Source organism: Zobellia sp. B3R18, from assembly GCF_018860715.1.
GTDB lineage: Bacteria > Bacteroidota > Bacteroidia > Flavobacteriales > Flavobacteriaceae > Zobellia > Zobellia russellii.
In genome coordinates, this window is sequence record NZ_JAHKQG010000013.1 from 503,670 (window position 1) to 523,246 (window position 19,577).

Below are 19,577 nucleotides of genomic sequence, written 5' to 3' on the forward strand. Positions count from 1 at the left end.
AAAACCTGAATGAAACAAAGATATTTGAAATGCATTTTTTAGCGAAACAAACTTATTAACATCTAGGCCCCGTATTTACGTCTTCTAAAATAGTTGAAAAAAGCTCCAAAAAGAAGTGTCAACCCTATGGGAAGGCCAATATTTATTAGCTGCCATTTGGTTTTTTGGTCTGTCATCTTTTGTGCATCCAAAAAGGGTACGGCAACTTTTTTATTTCGAATGTTTATAAGTCCTTTTTCGTCTAAAAGGTAATTCAGGGCGTTTATTAAAAATTCTTTGTTACCATAATAGTTGTTCGTCCACTTATCATAACCCAATTCCAAAGGCCTATTATTTCGTATTTGATTACGGATAATATCTCCATCCGATACTACCAACATTTGGTTTTCTTTTCCTTTCTCCAAAGTGCCGTTTAACGATAAGGGCTTGACCCTATTGCTGAATGCCGATGTGAATTCCCCCGAAATAAGAACCGCCATAGGATTGTTTCCTTTGTTGTAAAGTTCCTTTTTGGGCGACATATTTATTACATCCAAATTAATTTGTTTGGGTGTGCCATTTAGTTTGGATAGGGGAGAACTGCTTAAGAGTACGGTCTTTTTATTGCTGTTGACCAGCGTATCTATAGAATTGGCAAATTGAAACCGTAGTGCCTCTAGATTATTATTTATGGGATGGTCATTTTTAGAGAAAACCATAGGATTGTAAAACCAAGGCACAGGATTGTATTCGGAGGAGTTTCCTTCTCCGGAGGCAAGTACAATTTGGGTAAAATACATGTCGTTCACCAAATTGGGATTGATACGCACCCCGTATTTAAAGAAAAAGTCGTTCAGGTTTAAATCTCTTGGCAAAGCCATGGCAGAGCCACTTTCATTGAAAAGACTATCTAGCTCCATATTCACTTGGTCTATGAGCCAAATGGATTTTCCGCCATTCACTATATATTGGTCCAATACATATTTTTCGGCATCGGTAAAAGCTTCTGTTGGTTTGGCGATCAGGGCCAGGTCGTAGCTTTTAAGCTGGTCTAGGGTTTTTTGAGGGTTGGTGGCCACGGAATCTAACGTTATGGCCCCAATGTTATAGTAATCTTTAATAGAGGTCAGGAAATCAGCTAGATAAATGTCATCTAGCTCTCCGTTTCCTTTTAGTACGGCAATCTGTTTCTTTTCCGTAATGTTTATTTTGGAAAAAGCATCGGCAAAGGCGTATTCCAAATGTTGTACAGAATTGTTCACACGTTCTTCCGTAGTAGCTCCTAGTTTGTTTTTGAGTAATGGAACTTTTACCGTTTTGTTGTTGTAGTTGACCATGGCCCAAGGGAAAACTATTTCTTGGGAGGTCTTGCCGTTTTCTTCTACTGTAATCTGGGCGGGCGTCAATCCCAGAGACTGTAAATCGGTTATAGTGCCATCAATCTGTGCGGCGTCTTCAAGCGGGTTTACAAAACTGAACTTTATGTTGTTGTTTTTGGACTCAAATTCTTCAAGTAACTGACGCGTCTCCGTTTTTAGTTTAACAAATTCAGGGGGGAGGTTTCCGTCTAAAAGCACATCTATGATCACCGGGCGCTCAAAAGCCTCCACGGTATGAATTGCTTCTTCAGATAGTGTATATCTCCTGTCTTCGGTTAAATCAAAACGAGTATATAAGAAACTGGCAGCGGCATTGATCACAACTAATGCAACAAGTGCTACAGCTATAGGGGTAAGGGATTTTTTCATTACCGATTGGTGTTTTTAAGTTGAACAACGGTTAGAAAAAGAAAGAAAAGCGTTAGCGTAATAAAATAGACTAGGTCACGAGTATCCAAAACTCCTCTTGCTACACTTTCAAAATGGTGCTTCATGCCCAGACTTGCTATAGCAACCGAGGTATCTCCGCTTCCAAAAATGGTTGATAGACCTTCAAATCCGTAATAAAATAGAAAGCAGAGTATCAATCCCATGATAAAAGCAACAATTTGATTTTCGGACAACGTAGAGGTAAACAGCCCTATAGCAGTATAGCAACTCATTAAAAACAGCGTGCCAAAATAGGAGCCTATCACCAGCCCCATATCTAGATTTCCTACGGTAGTACCCAGTTGGGATATCGTGAGCACATACAGCAATGTGGGCACAAGTGCTATAATCCCTAAAGTAAGGGTTCCGAAAAACTTTCCTAAAACGGTCTGCCAGATAGAAAGGGGTTTAATAAAAAGCAGTTCTAAGGTGCCCAGTTTTTTCTCCTCTGAAAAACTCTTCATGGTAATGGCCGGAATCAGAAAAAGGAAGACCCAAGGCGCCAATAGAAAGAAGTTGCTTAAATCTGCAAATCCGTAATCAAAAATATTAAATGGCCCTTTAAAGACCCAAAGAAATAATCCGTTAAGGGTAAGGAAAAGCCCAATGACCAAATACCCAATGGGAGAGGTAAAGAACGATTGTATTTCGCGTTTAAAAATGGCAAGCATAGGTGACTTCAAATTATAAATGCTCCTTTTTTAGGAACACTATAGAGTTAAGTTTGAGGTTGTTTTTTAGCTTATGTTAAAAAGCATAACATCAAATTTATAAACAATTTCAAATTAAACGGTAATTGTTGGCCACAACAGGGCTTGTTTTTTACAATTGCTATGAAAAAGTAATGGTGACGGTATCCCTAAAATCTAAGCCCAAGAGGGTGGAGGCGCCACCAACGGTATTGGAATCGCTTTTGTAAATAGCCAGTTGTATGTAGTTAGCGCTGTTAAATAAGGCCAAACGGTCTCCTGCTCCCTTACGTTGACTTTTATCCAAGTCAAAATTAATAATGTCGCTATACTTGTTATGGAGTTTGGTGAATTTTGTAGTACGAGCGGTAATTTCAAAATCCCGCCCCTTGCGGTACGCTTCAAAGAAGTTCCGGCTAATATTGGTCACCACGTTTCCATAAGCATCAATGTAAATGACACTACCTATTATTTTATTACCACTGTCCGTAACCGTGGGCGAAAATTCACGAAGGTCTCTCAGTTGGTCAAAAGGCCTCCCTACTACTTCCAATGTGCCTCCACGTGCAATATGGCAGGCTACCTGAACAAAAACGTCCAGGACGGGAAAAGAACCATGGCTGGGGTTGGGAATATTTAATTCTACCACTTTTTCGGGCTGTATTTCACTTGTAATCAAACCAATGACCCCGTTGTTGGCGCTAATGAAATAATGTCCGTTCACCAGAACGGCTATATGTTGGTTTTCTGGAGTGGGTTCGGAATCTACACCCACAATATGTATGGTGCCTTTCGGAAAATGTTTGTACGAATTCTCCAAAATATAAGCGCATTCTTGAATGTTGAATGGGCTAATGTTGTGCGATATATCAACAATTCGGGCATCGCTAAGTTCTTTGTAAATGGTTCCCTTTAGGGTACCTACAAAATAGTCCTTAAGACCAAAATCTGTGGTTAGCGTTATAATCGGATTCATAAATAATTTTCATTTACATCAGGAAAAATAGGAGTTGGAATAACTTGAGGCAATGCGATAATGGGGCGTGAAACCGTAATGACCACGCTAAACCTGTGAAGAAAGGTGTGCAGGATGCTGTTAGAAAATAAATGAATTAGATTATTTAAGTTCGCTATCATACAGTAATGTTGATATGTTTTAGTTAGGCAAACTGAAATTTTCGTTAAGTTTGTTAAACAAAATTATAACAAAAAAACAGCCAAGCGAAATATTATGTTCACAGGCTTTCATTTTAACACCTCTACTTTTTGAACGAACTCATATTAGAACTTACCGAGATAAGCCCGAGGGAATTTTTTGGGCAACAGAACGAAAATATAGACCTGCTTAAAAAGTATTTTCCAAAGTTGAAAATAGTGGCGCGTGGAAGTAAAATCAAAGTCTATGGCGATGAAGAACTCTTAGAGGAATTTGAGCGTCGTTTTGATATGCTTACCGTACATTTTGGAAAGTACAACAAGCTAGATGAAAACATCATAGAAAGAGTGCTTACGAGCAATACCTCTTCGGACTATGAGTCTCCTGAAAATAGTGGGGAAACTTTGGTGCACGGTGTTAATGGCAGGTTGATAAAACCACAGACCGTTAACCAACGTAAACTGGTAGATGCCGCCAAGAAAAATGATATGGTCTTTGCTATTGGTCCCGCTGGTACAGGTAAAACCTATACCGGGGTTGCTCTTGCTGTTAAAGCGCTCAAAGAGAAACAGGTAAAGCGTATTATTTTAACAAGACCTGCGGTAGAGGCTGGTGAGAATTTAGGATTTTTGCCAGGGGATTTAAAGGAAAAATTAGACCCCTACATGCAGCCGTTGTACGATGGACTAAGAGATATGATTCCATCGGAGAAATTGGCCCATTTAATAGAGAGTGACATCATTCAAATTGCGCCCTTGGCCTTTATGCGCGGACGTACGCTGGATAATGCTTTTGTAATTCTGGATGAGGCTCAGAACACCACCCATGCCCAAATGAAAATGTTCCTTACCAGAATGGGTAAGAACGCTAAATTTTTGATTACGGGAGACCCCGGGCAGATAGATTTGCCAAGAAGGGTTATTTCGGGTTTAAAAGAAGCTCTTTTGATCCTAAAGAATACTGAAGGTATAGAAATTGTTTATCTAGACGATAAAGATGTTATACGCCATAGACTTGTGAAAAAGGTTATTGACGCCTACAAGAATATTGAGCACCAGAATTAATAAATACTTTTTACAACAGAAAATTACCAATACCCAATGAGCAGTACCATTACAGATACCAATTTTGAATTTCCCGGCCAGAAAAGTGTTTATAAAGGAAAGGTGCGTGAAGTATATGAGTTAGAAAATGGAATTTTGGTTATGGTAGCTACAGACCGTTTATCTGCTTTTGATGTGGTTATGCCCAAGGGTATTCCGTATAAAGGACAGATTCTGAACCAGATTGCTACTAAAATGATGGATGCTACCAAGGATATTGTTCCTAATTGGTTAATGGCAACTCCGGACCCAAATGTTGCGGTAGGGCATGCTTGTGAGCCTTTCAAGGTAGAAATGGTGATAAGGGGGTATCAGTCCGGTCATGCGGCCCGGGAGTACAAATTGGGCAAACGTATGTTGTGCGGTGTAGAAATGCCGGAAGGTATGAAGGAAAACGATAAATTTCCGGAGCCTATTATTACGCCGGCCACCAAAGCCGAAATGGGTGATCATGATGAAGATATTTCTAAAGAGGATATTCTTAAAAGGGGTATTGTCTCCAAAGAGGACTATGAGGTTCTTGAAAAATATACAAGGGCCCTTTTTGAAAGAGGCACTCAAATTGCAGCAGAAAGAGGACTTATTCTTGTGGATACCAAATATGAATTTGGGAAGACCAAAGACGGTAAAATTGTTTTGATAGACGAGATTCACACCCCTGATTCTTCGCGTTATTTTTATGCGGATACATACAAAGAGTTGCAGGAAAAGGGTGAACCTCAAAAGCAGTTGTCCAAAGAATTTGTGCGTCAATGGCTGATTCAGAATAATTTTCAAGGTTTAGAAGGGCAGACTTTACCCGAAATGACAGACGCGTATATTGAGTCTGTTTCTGACCGATATATAGAACTTTACGAGAATATTACTGGAGAAGTATTTGTTAAAGCAGATATATCTGATATACAGAATCGTATAGAGGGTAATGTGTTGGATTACTTGAAGGGGTGAGTTTGCTATTTGAGTAGTTTTTTTGCGGAAAAGTTCTTCTTGGTTTTTAGTTTCTGAACAATTTTAATGAAAGCGATTGCGGTAATATAGGCGTCGCCTAAAGCAGTATGTCGGTCTTTTTTTGATATATCGAATTTCTCTGCGAGTTCGTCTAAAGAGTATTGTGGCTTTACGGGAAGCAATGGGGATTTGATTAATGTACGCTTGTACAATACCGATGTATCCAGAAATTTATTTTTCAAATCGGGCATACCATGACGGTTCAGGGCATGATTGATCATATTTCTGTCAAAGCCTGCGTGATGCGCCACCAAAACCGAATTTCCAATATATTCCAAGAATAGAATCAAGGCGTCCAGTTCCGTTATGCGCTCTTGTCTTTCCTCTTGTAAAATTCCGTGTATCTCTATGTTTTTGGCGTGGTAAAAATGCTGGTAGAGAAACACTTCAAAACTATCGTTAACAGCTATACTATTATTCTTTAAAGATAGTGCTCCTATAGATAGAATGCGGTCCGTATCATAGTCAAAGCCGGTAGTTTCCGTGTCAAACACCACAAAACGTATTTCGGACAGGGTATAATCTACTTTCTTTTCAAACTTGGCCTCATAGTCCATCCAAAAGTCAGGATAGTTCTGTTTTCGCTTTTTGAAGAAATCCATTAGCCCAATAGGTTTGTGACCTTAAAACGAATTTTAAGAAGTTCCTGTAAATCTTTTATGGTCTTAAAACTACGCTTCAATTTTATTTTTTCTTCCTTCGTAAGTTTGTTCAAAGCAATAAAACGCCCGGAATCATTATGCAAAAGACCGTGTTTTGTCCTGAACTTTAATAGAGCCTTGGTAGCGTAGGAGCAGGCCAAAAATAGTTCTTGGTTGTTGGGTTCCAGTTCCGCAAGCTTTTCAAAGCGTTCTGCAGTATTATTGATGGACTTTACTTGGTGAGAGAGCACTAAGACCCTTGCTCCATCAATCAAAGGCATTAAGGCCCTTCGCTTTAAGTCAAAAAAGTCTTTATATTCACCGTCTTCTTCCACCAAAAAGCTTCTGAAAAAACCACTGGGAGACGGACTTTGGAGTGCTCCGCTTGCCAAATGCAAAAAGAAATTGGGGTATTGTTCCGTAGTTTCAAAAAGGTGCGCACTTAGCTCGTTTACCAAGTTAGAATCGCCATAAGAGAGGTTGTAATCAAAAAATATGGAGGATAAGAGCACTTGGTCCGGCCCGGGATTGGTAATCCAATGGAGTGTACGTTCTTTCCATTCCTGCAAGCTTGAGCACCATTCCGGGTTGGAAGCCATCATCTCCGCCGGACAATATTCGTATCCAATATCAAAAAGGCCCTTGGTAACGATTCTTGCCAGTGCCAAGAAATAGTCTCTTGTTTCTGTGAGTTGGTCTTCGGGTACATTTTCAAAGACCAGTGCGTTGTCCTGGTCGGTGTGTAGCAATTGTTCGCTTCGGCCTTGGCTCCCCATGGCCAACCATGCAAACTTTACCGGTGGAGGGGCGTCCATCTTATCCAAGGCTATTTTGATAATTTGCTTGATGCAGGCATCGTTTAGCTCAGAAATAATCTTGGAAGTTAAGGTGAGGGGTATATTTTGATCTAGGTACCCTTGCAGCAGATTCATGATTCTTCTGCGTACCGCCTTTAATTTTTTAAATCCGTTTGCTCTTTTTATTGCTTTTAAAAGCACGGCAGGGTTGTTGCCCAGCTCAAACATAATATCATGTTTACTAATGATACCAACGGCCTCAGTATTTGGAGTTCCGTCCATCGTAAGACATAAATGGCTGATGTCGCTTTTCATCATGGCCATCTGTGCTTGGGTAACGGTCATTTTTTTTGGATATGTAATTACCGGTGAGCTCATGATATTTTTGGCCCTTGTGGTTATTGGAAAAAGACCAGTGGCGATTTTATTCCTTAAATCCTTGTCCGTTATGATGCCTACGGGAAGTTTGTCCTTTACTACTAATACGGAGCCCACCTTTTTTTCGGTCATTTTAACCGCTATGGTCTTTATGGTGGTATTCTCAGAACAGGTTATTAGTTTTTTTGAATAGGGTACGCCTTGCAAATCGAGCAATTCTTTGTCTCCTACGGCGTTGTCACCGGCTTGAGGAGTGCCTTCGTAAAGCTTGCCCCTGTAACTTTTTGAATAGGGATTTCGCGTATTGGAGGCAAAGCTTTCAATTAAAAAATTACCTACTTCCTTGTAATCTTTAATGATGGGTTTAAACTCCGCTATTGGTATTGCATATAAGATGGTCTCTTCATATGCTTTGGCTCCAATTTTGTAGTTTTCATTGGCAATAAGGGGGCGTAAACCAAAAATATCACCTTCATCACACAAATCTACAACTTCGTCATTGGGTTCTTTGGTAAGTACTACGGCACCTTTATGAACTACATAAAAATAGGGGTGGGCCTCTTCGTTTATGGCAAAGATTACTTCACCTTTTATCTTGTAGACAATACTTATTTCTTCAGATAGACTTTCTAGTTCCTTAATGTCTACCTCGTTAAAAGGCGGGTAGTTTTTAAGGAAATCGGCAACTCTAATAGAAATGGTATTCTTCATGCGGCAAATTTAAAGTTAAAGTTATATCAGGAAGTGCATTAAAAAAAGGAAAATGCCCAAACAAATTGCATCCTTCTACACTTTCTATCCGTAGTAAGGAAGTTGCTTTGAATAAAGATTGCCCTGCATATTCAAGTACGCCAAAGTTATCTTCTATCTTTGAACCGTAAAGCATGGTTTTAGATAAATGTATGGAAACATGGGAAATAGTTTAAGGGAACTTTTTCAGTTTTTGAAAAGCACTGATTTTTCAAAAGCGGTCTTGGTGGGCGTTACGGTTAGTTTCCCTGTTTTGTTGGGACTTTACTTTAATCAACTAGAAATAGGTCTTGCCATTTGTTTTGGAGCTTTATGGAGTGCGCCCAGTAATGCTAATGGAAGCTTTAAGCAAAAAATTACGGGTATACTTAGCGCTACGGTATTGGTGGTCATCATTAGTTTTATTGGGGGATATTTGAATTTGCCGGCCTATATTTTGATTCCAGTTCTAGGAGTACTTTCTTTCCTGCTTGCCTATATATCCATTTTTGGTTTTAGGGCTACTTTAGTCAGCTTTTCCGGTCTATTGGCTTTGGTTCTTAGTTTTGCCCATGAACCTCAGGTGCTTAACACCTATGAATATGCCTTTTTTGTAGGTATAGGTAGTTTGTGGTACTTGTTGGTGGTTATGGTTTGGCATTATATAAACCCTAAAGGTGAAATTGAGGAAATATTTAGGGAAACCTATCTGCTGACAGCCAAATTTTTGCGAGTTAGGGGAAAGTTGGTAGAACCAGATTCTGACCGGAAAAAATTATTGTCCGAACTGAACAAGCTACAGGAGCAGCTTATAGAAAAGCATGAAACCTTAAGGGAGATGTTAGTTCTTAACCGAAAAAGATCTCGGTATTCCGTTTACCACGGAAAACAATTACTGGTTCTGGCCCAATTGGTGGAAATGCTGGAAGCGGCAATTGCCAACCCCATTAACTATAGCCAAATGGATGTGGTCTTTAAAACGTACAGTCAATACAAAAGCGGTTTTCAAGAGCTTATTTTTAAGATCGCGGAACAGTTAGAACGTATTGCTTTTGCCGGAAGGCACGGAAAAAAATTACCACCACCAGTAGAACTACAGCCGTATTTAGATAAGATTTTGGCTAATATAAATCAACTTAAAAGTATTCCTAAAAAAGAAAATCTTAGCCCGTATTTAATGCTTCAGAATCTTTACGAGTATCAAGAGAAGCAGGTAGAGTTGCTTGGAAAAATCAATTGGTTGCGCAATGAGGCCAAAACAGAGGAATTGCAATTTATAGATGAGAGTTACGTACGTAAGTTTATAACCTTGCAAGATTACGACCTTAAAATGTTGGTTCGTAACTTTAATTTTAAATCGGCCATTTTTAGACATGCTTTGCGTTTGGCCGTTACGGTAATGGTTGGGTACAGCATAGGAACCATCTTTGATTTTCAAAAACCCTATTGGATTTTATTGACTATTATTATTATACTTCGGCCCAGTTACGGGCTAACCAAGGCCCGCTCAAAAGATAGGATTATAGGTACTTTAATTGGTGCTACCATTGCTTTTGTAATTGTAGCTTTGGTGCAGAATATCTATGTATTTGGAATTTTGGGACTTACTTCGTTGGTCATGGCCTTTTCTATGCTGCAGAGAAACTATAAGACGGCAGCTACTTTTGTTACGCTGAGCGTAATTTTTATTTATGGAATTTTATTGCCGGACATTGTTACGGTCATTCAGTTTCGGATTTTGGATACGGTTCTAGGAGCGTTACTTTCATTTTTTGCCACTTTGGTACTTTGGCCTTCATGGAGTTTTTTAAATATTAATGACAACTTAAGAACCTGTCTGGCGGCCAATCAAAATTTTCTAAATGAAATAGCCCTTATTTATGATCAAAAGGAAAAGGAGCCTACCGCACTGAGAATAAGCCGGAAAAAAGCTTTTGAAGAGACTTCTAATCTAAGTGCCGCTTTTCAACAAATGGTTCAAGAACCCAAATCAAAACAAAAAAAAGTAAATGAGGTTTATGAACTGGTAACTCTGAGTCACTCTTTTTTGTCTTCCTTGGCTTCCTTAAGTTCATATATACAGAATCATTGTACTACGGAAGCATCAGAAGGTTTTAGGTCTGCGGTAGCGCATATAATGGAAAATTTGGGTCGTACCACAGATACTTTGGCCCATATGAAAACAGAAGATGATTTTTCGTTGAAACATCACGAGAAATCTTTTAAAAGTAACCGTTCTAAGTTTAAGACAATAGCATGGGATTTTGAAAATGCCGTAAAAGTGGGGGAGGAGCGTAATTTGCAAGAGGCACATTTAATACTTGGTCAATTACGATGGTTGTTTACGCTAAGTGGTAAAATGCTGAAATTGAGTGCGGAAATCTAGTTTGTCAAAGTCCTTGTTATTTTTTTGTTAAAACCTTACACCCTGACGAATGTCATATTTTTGGTTTTGCTTCTATTTTACTTTAGCTGTACACTAATTGTTTAACTAAAAAAAGTTAAGATTATGTCACTAATTAAATTTAACAAAAGACCTTGGGGGAATCTTGTAAACCATGATTTTTTCAACAACGACGATTTTTTTAATGGAGGTTCATGGTTGGGGAAATTAGAAGAGCCGGCCATGAACGTTAAAGAAAATGACGAAAATTTTGAAATTGAACTGGCGGCACCTGGTTATGACAAGAAAGACTTTAACGTGAGCATCGATAACGGGTACCTGAACATTTCAGCAAAAAACTCCAATGTTATAGAAGAAGATGAAGATAACTATAGTCGTAGGGAGTTTAGTTATACCTCTTTTCAAAAATCACTCCGATTACCTGAAAGTGTAGCTGACGACAAAATAAAGGCAACCTACAAAGATGGTCTTCTCAAATTCAAAATTGCTAAAAAAGAAGAAGCTAAACATAGTCCGAAAAAAGTAGAGATATCATAATAAACACTAATCGTTAGAATAGCCTTCTTATCTAAACCTGTATGCGTCCGTGTAGGTAGGTTAGATTTGAGGGCTTTCTATTTGTATAATTCTTCTGCTTGAATTTGGTTATAGGCCTTATGGTCTTCATTAGGAAATGTGTCGTTATCTTATAATTAATGATTGTGATCTCAAAAAAACTTTACGTTCTTTTATGATATTCGTCAAGGGAGACCGTATTATTTAAGGTAATTTACACTTGTGTAATAGCCCTTCTATCTTTATCATTATGGTCAAATATGTAATCGGACTTGTTTTTGTTGTCAGCATTATGGGCGATAGCCTTATTCCCGATACGGTACTGAAATACGATATTTTAGTCAAGAACAAGCCAATTGGTAGTTTAGAAGTGAGCCGAAAGACCTTGGGTACAGTAACTACATATCAGAGTTTTACCAGCATTAAAACCAAAATTCTGACAACTATAGCGGTTGATTATAAATATGATGTAAGTTTTGACAATGACCACCTTCAAAAGGCCAGCGTCAATATTTTGATAAATCATAAGCCTCATGCGGAGACAAGCACCTTGTGGAAAGACAATCAATATCTCATCGTAAAGAACAAAAAGGAAAGTACCTTGAAAGATTCTATAGCCTATACTACAATATTGCTGTATTTTAAGGAACCAAAGCATATTGGTTACTGTTACTCGGAACAAGATGGTACTATGAATACCATAGTACCCCTAGGAAACCATAGCTACAAGAAAATTAATGCTAATGGTAAAGAAAATATATACTTCTACAGAAAAGGGGTTTTGGACTATGCTACTATTGATGGAGGTGTGGTAAATTTTGAAATGCGCATAAGTGAGTAGGTCTTCCTGATAAGGTGATTTGTTTGCATTGGGCAAATAACATTTGGAATATGACCATCGCACTAATCATTTACTTTTCATTGGCCCTCTTTTTAGTAGGTCGTTTACTGCTATATGGTATACGCCCAACAAAGACCCTAGCTTGGCTTTTAGCCATCTTCACCATACCTGTAGGCGGTATGTTGTTCTACTTCGTTCTGGGGCGAAACAGAAGAAAAAATAAGTTTTACCGCCTTAAAAAAACCGAAGAGATTTCGGCATACCTAAAAAAGGTGGAAGCATATTGTGATGATATAGACCGTAATAATGGGGAGAATGTGCCCGAGCCGATAAAAGGTCACCTTAAATTGGTAAAGCTCATCGCTAAAAACTCTAATTTTTTACCCAGTTTGGGTAACGAGCTGACCTCCTTAAAAAATGGGCCGGCAACCTTTGATGCAATTTTTCAAGCTATGGAAGGAGCCCAAAAGTTTATACATGTTCAATATTATATTTTTGAGCAAGGCGAGCTGGGCGATAGGTTTCTGGCTCTCTGGCAACGAAAAATAAAGGAAGGTGTTGAAATACGTTTCCTATACGACGGTTTGGGCAGCAATACTTTAAGTAAGGCCTATGTCAACCAGCTTAAGGAAGCTGGGGTAGAGGTCTTTAGTTTTTTGCCTATTCGGTTCAAAAGGCTGCTTTCATCCATTAATTATAGAAACCACAGAAAGATAGTTGTGGTTGATGGGCATACAGCTTTTACGGGCGGTATTAACGTATCGGACAAGTATATTAACGGAGACCCGATATTGGGAACATGGCACGATATGCATTTACGACTAAGAGGACCTGTAGTTAATAGCCTTCAAGCGGTATTTGCCATGGACTGGAGCTTTGCCAGTGGAAAGGACGATATGCTCACATTGTCATACTTTTCAACCATACCAAAAATTGGAAAATCAGTTGTGCAGACCGTCTCAAGCGGCCCGGATTCAGATTTTCCGTCGGTGCATCAGCTATATTTTTCACTTATTAACGGTGCCAAAAAGTATGTCTACATTGTAAACCCGTATATTATTCCCGGAGAAGCCCTTATGGAAGCTTTACAGGTAGCCGCCTTGGGCGGGGTTGATGTCAGGATCTTACTTTCTTCCAATTCCGATAGTTTTTTGGTCAGGTGGAGCGTGCGCTCGTATTTTGAAAACTTTTTGGAAGCCGGAGTTAGAATTTATCTATATCCTGATGGCTTCTTGCACAGTAAAATCATGTTTACGGACGATGAACTGACGACTATAGGTACCGCCAACCTTGATGTGAGGAGTTTTGAACAAAATTACGAAGTCAATGTTTTGGCCTATGATAAAGAGTTGACAAGGGAGCTAAAGCGTGATTTTTTAAATGATTGCAAAATTAGCCATGAAATAAATTATAAGGAATTTATGCAACGGCCCAAGTCTGAGCGTTTTAAAGAGGGACTTGCTAAAATATTTAGTCCCGTTTTGTAGTGTCATCTATGATATGCATCATATTTTTCTAGGGATGTAGTTCCTAAATTCGCATAATAACCGTACAAAAATGAATATAGGTCTTGTACTTTCAGGAGGAGGAATTAGGGGAGTAGCACATATTGGCGCTATAAAGGCTTTGGAAGAGCACGGAATATTCCCTACACATATATCCGGCACCAGTGCCGGCGCCATAGTGGGAGCGCTCTATGCAGGAGGAGTTGGTTGGGCCGAAATATTGCATTTTTTTAAAACCATACCCCTTTTTCGTACACAAAAGTACGCCCGTAGCAAACCAGGTTTTTTAGATACGGAAAAGTACTATGACAATTTCAAGGAATTTTTCCCCAACGATGATTTTAGTGTATTAAAGAAACCCCTCTATGTAACGGGTACCGACATTATAAAGGGTACACTCAAAATATTTCATAAAGGACAGCTCATTAGACCGGTATTGGCCTCGGCTTCCTTTCCGGGAATGTTTACCCCTACCAAAATAGGTGACGCTTATTATATTGACGGAGGTGTTCTCAACAATTTTCCCATTGAACCATTAAAGAAGAAGTGCGATAAAATTATCGGGATCTATGTAAATCCACTAAAAAAAATAAGAATGGAAGATTTAAAACATTCTTATACCGTGGTTGAGCGGGCCTATAAATTGAAGTCCGCTTCTGAATCCATGCTAAAATTCGCGGAATTTGATATGATTATTTCTCCGGATGGCCTTTCCGCTTTCCGCACCTTTGATATGAACGGTATCGATACTATATTTGAGTTAGGCTATCTGGCCGCTAAAAAAAATCTTGAGGAGAATGGTACGGCATTGCAGTTAATGGTAGGGCAATAGCAGAAAAAAAGGTCTTCTCTGTGTAGTAATGATTTTGATTAATGAAATAGATATTGTGCGGATGGTAGATTGTCAAATTCCATATCGCTTTTTTTAATACCCTTGGTTTTCAACGGCAGATTTATATCCAATGCTGATGTTTTTATACAATAAGACCAGAAACTTTGATGGTCATACTGGGCGGTTTTTCTGAGGATGTATTTAGGGTAGCTCAATTTCCAAGGGTCTAATAATCTTTAACGGACCCTAAATCTTTGTTTTTAAGGAATAGTCTAACTCCGTTTTTTTGGGTTGGCTTTTTTTTAAGGTGAAAAGAACGGCCATCCAGAAAAGTAGTGCCTGTTCAGTATAACCTGGACAAGCTAAAAAAAGGATGGTTCAGACTCAAAGGTTGTCTATAAAACAAGCCTACATTATAAATATTTAAATGAACAAAGGTTAAGATAGCCTAAAGAGTAAGGTTAAAATGTTCAACCATAATCTGTTTAATAGCTAATTCGTTTAATGGCTTGTACATCATAGCATCAATTTCTGGGTACATCTCCATTTTTTCTTTATCAGATGGGATTATGGAGGTGGTCAAGAGAATAACCCTTGTGTTGATTTTAAGCGCTACATCCAATTCCTTGTATAATTCCATGAACTCCCAAGCATCCATGGTGGGCATATTAATATCCACAAATATGAGTTCGGGAAAAACTTTTGAATTCATAAGATGTTCAAGAGCTTTTTTGCCCATGGTGAAAGAGTAGACTCTTTCGGCACAATTTACGCGTCTTAAATAGGTCTCATGAATAAAGTTCGTAGCATTATTATCATCTACAAGTACAATAGATTTTATCATAGTCTAGATAAGTTATTAATTTAGATTAAAGTGAAAGGTGCTTCCTTTTCCAATTTCGGACTCCACCCAAATTTTACCGTTATGTAGTTCCACTATTTTTTTACAATGGGCCAGGCCAATACCGGTTCCCTCATAATCTTCTTGGTTATGTAATCTTTTGAATACTTCAAAAATCTGTTGTTGATTTTTTTCTTCCATTCCAATACCGTTATCCTTTACGTAAATATGATGTCCTTTTTCTGAGGGCAAAGTTCCTATCTCAATTATCGGATTTCGGTTTTTATCAGTAAATTTTATTGAGTTACCAATAAGGTTAAGAAAAAGGGAGTGAAGTTCTAATTTATGTCCTGATATTTCGGGGAGGTCTTTAACCTTGATTTTTGCACCTGTATTTTTAATACGCATACGAAGGTCTTTCATTACGTTCCCTACTATGGTTTCTAGGTCTACAGGTTCTGGCCTGGTATTGCTCCCTATTTTTGAATAGGCAAGTATAACCCTTACCAATTCGCCCATTCTTGACGAGGCTTCTTCTATGAAGGCCAAATACGTATTGGCCTTATCGTCTAATAAAGTTATATATTCTTCTTTAAATAGCGTTACAAAATCTCGTATGGTACGTAAGGGTTCTTGCAAGTCATGACTTGCAACATAAGCAAAACGTTCTAGCTCTTTGTTGCTTTGAGATAGGCGTTTTAAGTTAGTAATGTTTATATGACTACCAACCATTCTTATAGGTTCCCCCTTTTCACCCCATTCTATTACCTGACCTTTGCACCAAACCCATACAATGCTTCCGTTTTTATGAAAATAGCGAACTTCATTATCATAGGGTACTTCTCCTTTACTTTTAACATGGGCATCAAACGTTTCTAGCACGCCTGGAAGATCTTCTGGGTGCATGATATTTTGCCATGCTTCAGGTGTATTTTCCATTTCGTCATCTTCATACCCGAACATTCGTTTAAAAGTAGGACTCAAATACTCTGTATTTTCTTGTATATTCCAATCCCAAAAACCGGCCATGGTTATTTCAAGAACCTGTTCAAACACCATATTTTTATCAAGCAGTTCCTGCTCTAATTGAGGCATTCTTTTAATCATAGAAACATCGGTTGTAGTACCCAGCATTCTCTTGGGTTTGTGATCTTCCGTCCATTCAACTATTTTGCCTCTTAAGAACAAGGTTACATAATGACCAGCTTTATGTTTGTATCTTATTTCTACTGCATATGGGTATTTACCGTTGGTTTGCAAATGTTTTTGCATGGTATTATCTTGGGTCTCTAGATCTTCCGGATGGGCCAGTTGGTTCCAGAACTCAGGAGTTTCTTCAACTTCATCTGCCTCGTAACCTAGAATATGGCGGATTGAGTGGCTAACGTAATAGGTATTGTTTATTAAGTTATAATCCCAAAAACTGTCTGATGTTTGCTCAAATGCAAGTAATTGATTTTTAAGCTTTTGTTCCGCAGATTTAAGTTCGTTAATGTCTACGTAACTAAGGGTTGCCCCCTCAATATTTCCGATGGAATCACGAAATGGAACTATTTTTTGCAAGAACCAACGCCCCTTTGCATCTTTCACCTCGTTTTGCTGTGAAACTCCATTTACGACTACAGCTTTAATGTCTGAAATGAAGTTTTTATAATTGGACTTATGAAATGTACTGGCAAAGTGTTCTAGAGGGCGATTAACATCACTTTCCATTAGGTTGAAATGCTTGGCAACGCTAGGGGTAAACTTTCTTATTCTCAGTTGATTGTCCAGAAAAATGGTTCCTATGTCCGTGCTTTGAAAAAGGTTGTCCAAATCTGAATTTAATAGAGCTAGCTCTTCTAATTTTTCCTGAAGTTCCGTATTTACGGTATGTAATTCTTCATTTACACTTTGTAATTCTTCATTAGTACTTTGTAATTCCTCATTAGAAGCTAAGAGCTCTTCATTGGTAGCCTGCAACTCTTCATTGCTAGTCTCTACCTCTTCAATCATGTTTTTAAGACTTTCCCTTGTTTCTTTTAGTTCAGATTCTAATTCTATTTCCCTTGAACTATTATTTGTGTTTTCGTTCTCGTTATGAGTAGGGCTTGTTATTTTTTGTATGTCCGAAGGTTTGATGATGATTAAAAAATTCGGAGGATTGCTACTTAGGGGGTTGTTAAAGGATGCCACATGCATATTAACAATGGTGGGCTTTTTTTCAGTTGAGAAATTAAGGTTCTCGTGCCTTAAATTTTGGTTGGTTCCTGCAACTTTTCTTAAAGAGTAGCTCAAAACTGTTGCCACGTTCTCAGGAACCATTTTTAATAGGTTCATGCTAAACCCCTTGTTCGGTAAGCTTATATAATTATTGAGGTCTCCAAAAGCATCAACGATATTAAAATTACCGTCTATTAGAATAGCGGCAAGGTCTAAATTATCACTTAAGGCTTCTACCATAAGCTGCCTTGTATTTCGCTCGTAACTCATGGTTTTTAGACCAAACGGATTTTTTTGGGTTTTGTTTGGGCCGTAAGGTTGTAGACCAAGTATTTTTGCAGGTCTTATGTTACTGTAAATTTTTTGTTTCCGATGTATTTCAGCAAATGAGTTTTTCTGCCTTCCTAGAGATTCGCTACTACCTAGAACTAAGGTTCCATTTAAATTAAGTGAGTAGTGCAAAACATCAAGAACTCTGTTTTGTGCTGCAGGTTGAAGGTAAATAAGCATATTTCTGCACAGAGAAATATCCATTTTATTAAAAGGAGGGTCTTTGAGCACATTATGCTTGCTAAATATGACCATACGCCTAATGTTCTCGTTAACACGGTAATAATCTCCTTTTTTGGTGAAATTCATCGTTAGCCGTCTTTCGGAAATATTGGCAATAGTACTTTCATTGTACATGCCTTTCGCAGCGTCGTTCAGATGGTTTTTTTCTATATCGGTAGCAAAAATTTTAACTACATTTTTTTTATTGTACTTTATCAGGAGTTCATTAATAATAATAGCCAAAGAATAGGCTTCTTCACCGCTGCTAACCCCAACACACCAGCATTTAATGGTATCTCCCTTTTTTTTGTTAGCTACTATTTTTGGTATGATTTCGGTGGCAAGAACATTCCAAACAGCTTCGTCTCTAAAAAAACTGGTGACCCCAACTAAAAACTCCCTTACCAGAAAATGCGCTTCTTCTGGTCTTTCAAATAAATAGTCTTTATACTCTGGAAGGGTTTCTAAACGGTTTATCCCTATCCTTCGGGCGATCATACGTACTAGGGTAGGTCTTTTGTAGTATTCAAAGTCTAATTTAGTCTGACTGTTTAAAAAGCTCAGAATTTTAACCAGTGTTTCCTCATCGTTTAGAATATGTTCCTCCAAGGAACCATAAACGGCTGGGTGTTGAAGGAATCTCTGAAGTTCTTCACCCATTTGCTCGGTAGGCAGGACAAAGTCAACCAAGTTAGTGTTGATTGCATTTTGAGGCATACTTTCAAACTCTGCTTGATCTGGGGATTGCACCATTACCATTCCGCCGTATTCCTTAATATCTCTTGCTCCGGAAGTACCATCGCTACCTGTGCCGCTTAGAATGATAGCAATAGCATTATTGGTCATTTCACGCGCCAAAGATTTAAAGAATAAATCTATAGGTAGATTTAAGGTCCTAGTGGTTGGCTTGTCTTCTAAAATTAAATAACCATCTTTAATAAAGATGTTTTTTTTAGGTGTCAAAAGGTAGATAGTCCCTGACTTTATTTTGGTTTTCTCAGTAACCTCAATAATGGGCATGTCTGTGTTCTTAGCCAAAAGCTCTCCCATTAAACTTTTGTAATCGGGGCTTAAATGCTGAACAACAACAAAGCTATGGGCAAATTTTAAAGGAAGGTTGTCAAAAAAAGACTTTAATGCTTCTAATCCACCAGCACTGGCCCCTATGCCTATTATTGAGAATTTGTTTTTTAATTTATTTTGTTCTTGGTCAATACCTGAGATATTAGGTTCTATCATTTAGTAGATTGATTTCGTCTCAATAAAAGTAATGAATATCTTACAATAATATAAATGGTAAATAAATAATTTTATCCATTTTGGTAACTGTTTAATAGCAACGTTTTATAGTTCAACTAAATATGGTTTTGTTCTAGTTTCCTTTTGAATGATCTTGTTTAAAATTTACTTGGTAGAGTTTAATTAGATGTGAAGTTGTTTTTAAAACGTTAGAATCAAAATATGCATTTGCTAGTGATAGGTTGAAGGTGATTATGTCAAATCCTAAAACTTGTATGTTTTTTGCATCGAATTTTTAAAACACTAAGAGTAGCACTT

General features: G+C 38.1%; 14 protein-coding genes. 7 read left to right on the forward strand and 7 right to left on the reverse strand.

What is annotated here, in order from left to right:
* Positions 1-62: 62 nt before the first annotated feature.
* The 3 genes from gldG to KO513_RS16565 form a co-directional block, all read right to left on the reverse strand.
* A complete protein-coding gene (gldG, locus tag KO513_RS16555) occupies positions 63-1,727 on the reverse strand; it encodes a gliding motility-associated ABC transporter substrate-binding protein GldG (protein ID WP_215914353.1) in 1,665 nt (554 codons plus the stop codon).
* A complete protein-coding gene (gene gldF, locus KO513_RS16560; protein ID WP_215914354.1) occupies positions 1,727-2,458 on the reverse strand; it encodes a gliding motility-associated ABC transporter permease subunit GldF in 732 nt (243 codons plus the stop codon). The genes gldG and gldF overlap by 1 nt, the downstream gene beginning before the upstream one ends.
* A 160-nt stretch (positions 2,459-2,618) precedes the next feature.
* Positions 2,619-3,452 carry an SAM hydrolase/SAM-dependent halogenase family protein gene (locus KO513_RS16565; protein WP_215914355.1) on the reverse strand — a complete coding sequence of 278 codons (834 nt, stop codon included), beginning with the start codon at positions 3,450-3,452 and terminating at the stop codon, positions 2,619-2,621.
* Positions 3,453-3,742: 290 nt separating this feature from the next.
* Between KO513_RS16565 and KO513_RS16570 the strand changes: the two genes are divergently transcribed.
* Complete coding sequence (locus KO513_RS16570) at positions 3,743-4,696, forward strand: PhoH family protein (protein ID WP_215440104.1); 954 nt, start codon at positions 3,743-3,745, stop codon at positions 4,694-4,696.
* A gap of 36 nt (positions 4,697-4,732) precedes the next feature.
* Entirely contained in the window at positions 4,733-5,683 is a 951-nt protein-coding gene (locus KO513_RS16575) for a phosphoribosylaminoimidazolesuccinocarboxamide synthase (RefSeq protein WP_215914356.1), read from the forward strand.
* Positions 5,684-5,688: 5 nt separating this feature from the next.
* On the opposite strand, the gene KO513_RS16580 is transcribed toward KO513_RS16575, so the two are convergent.
* Both KO513_RS16580 and KO513_RS16585 read right to left on the reverse strand, forming a co-directional pair.
* Positions 5,689-6,345, reverse strand: a complete 657-nt coding sequence (locus tag KO513_RS16580; protein ID WP_215914357.1) for a 3'-5' exonuclease — start codon at positions 6,343-6,345, stop codon at positions 5,689-5,691.
* Positions 6,345-8,270 carry a DUF294 nucleotidyltransferase-like domain-containing protein gene (locus KO513_RS16585; RefSeq protein WP_215914358.1) on the reverse strand — a complete coding sequence of 642 codons (1,926 nt, stop codon included), beginning with the start codon at positions 8,268-8,270 and terminating at the stop codon, positions 6,345-6,347. Before KO513_RS16585 ends, KO513_RS16580 begins: the two co-directional genes overlap by 1 nt.
* A 199-nt stretch (positions 8,271-8,469) precedes the next feature.
* Between KO513_RS16585 and KO513_RS16590 the strand changes: the two genes are divergently transcribed.
* The 5 genes from KO513_RS16590 (at position 8,470) to KO513_RS16610 (ending at position 14,425) form a co-directional block, all read left to right on the forward strand.
* Positions 8,470-10,674, forward strand: a complete 2,205-nt coding sequence (locus KO513_RS16590) for an FUSC family protein (RefSeq protein ID WP_252735916.1) — start codon at positions 8,470-8,472, stop codon at positions 10,672-10,674.
* A gap of 123 nt (positions 10,675-10,797) precedes the next feature.
* Positions 10,798-11,229, forward strand: a complete 432-nt coding sequence (locus tag KO513_RS16595) for an Hsp20/alpha crystallin family protein (protein ID WP_215914360.1) — start codon at positions 10,798-10,800, stop codon at positions 11,227-11,229.
* A gap of 268 nt (positions 11,230-11,497) precedes the next feature.
* Positions 11,498-12,088, forward strand: coding sequence for a DUF6134 family protein (locus KO513_RS16600; protein ID WP_215914361.1), 591 nt, complete (start codon positions 11,498-11,500; stop codon positions 12,086-12,088).
* Between the two features lie 50 nt (positions 12,089-12,138).
* Positions 12,139-13,575, forward strand: coding sequence for a cardiolipin synthase (gene cls, locus KO513_RS16605; protein WP_215914362.1), 1,437 nt, complete (start codon positions 12,139-12,141; stop codon positions 13,573-13,575).
* A 70-nt stretch (positions 13,576-13,645) separates the two neighbouring features.
* Positions 13,646-14,425 carry a patatin-like phospholipase family protein gene (locus KO513_RS16610; RefSeq protein ID WP_215914363.1) on the forward strand — a complete coding sequence of 260 codons (780 nt, stop codon included), beginning with the start codon at positions 13,646-13,648 and terminating at the stop codon, positions 14,423-14,425.
* Between the two features lie 448 nt (positions 14,426-14,873).
* Here the strand turns inward: KO513_RS16610 and KO513_RS16615 are convergent, their stop codons facing one another.
* Together KO513_RS16615 and KO513_RS16620 are read right to left on the reverse strand one after the other, a co-directional pair.
* Complete coding sequence (locus tag KO513_RS16615) at positions 14,874-15,269, reverse strand: response regulator (RefSeq protein ID WP_215914364.1); 396 nt, start codon at positions 15,267-15,269, stop codon at positions 14,874-14,876.
* A 15-nt stretch (positions 15,270-15,284) separates the two neighbouring features.
* The gene (locus KO513_RS16620) at positions 15,285-19,259 is read right to left on the reverse strand and encodes a chemotaxis protein CheB (protein WP_215914365.1); all 3,975 of its coding nucleotides are present in this window, start codon (positions 19,257-19,259) and stop codon (positions 15,285-15,287) included.
* Between the last annotated feature and the right edge of the window lie 318 nt (positions 19,260-19,577).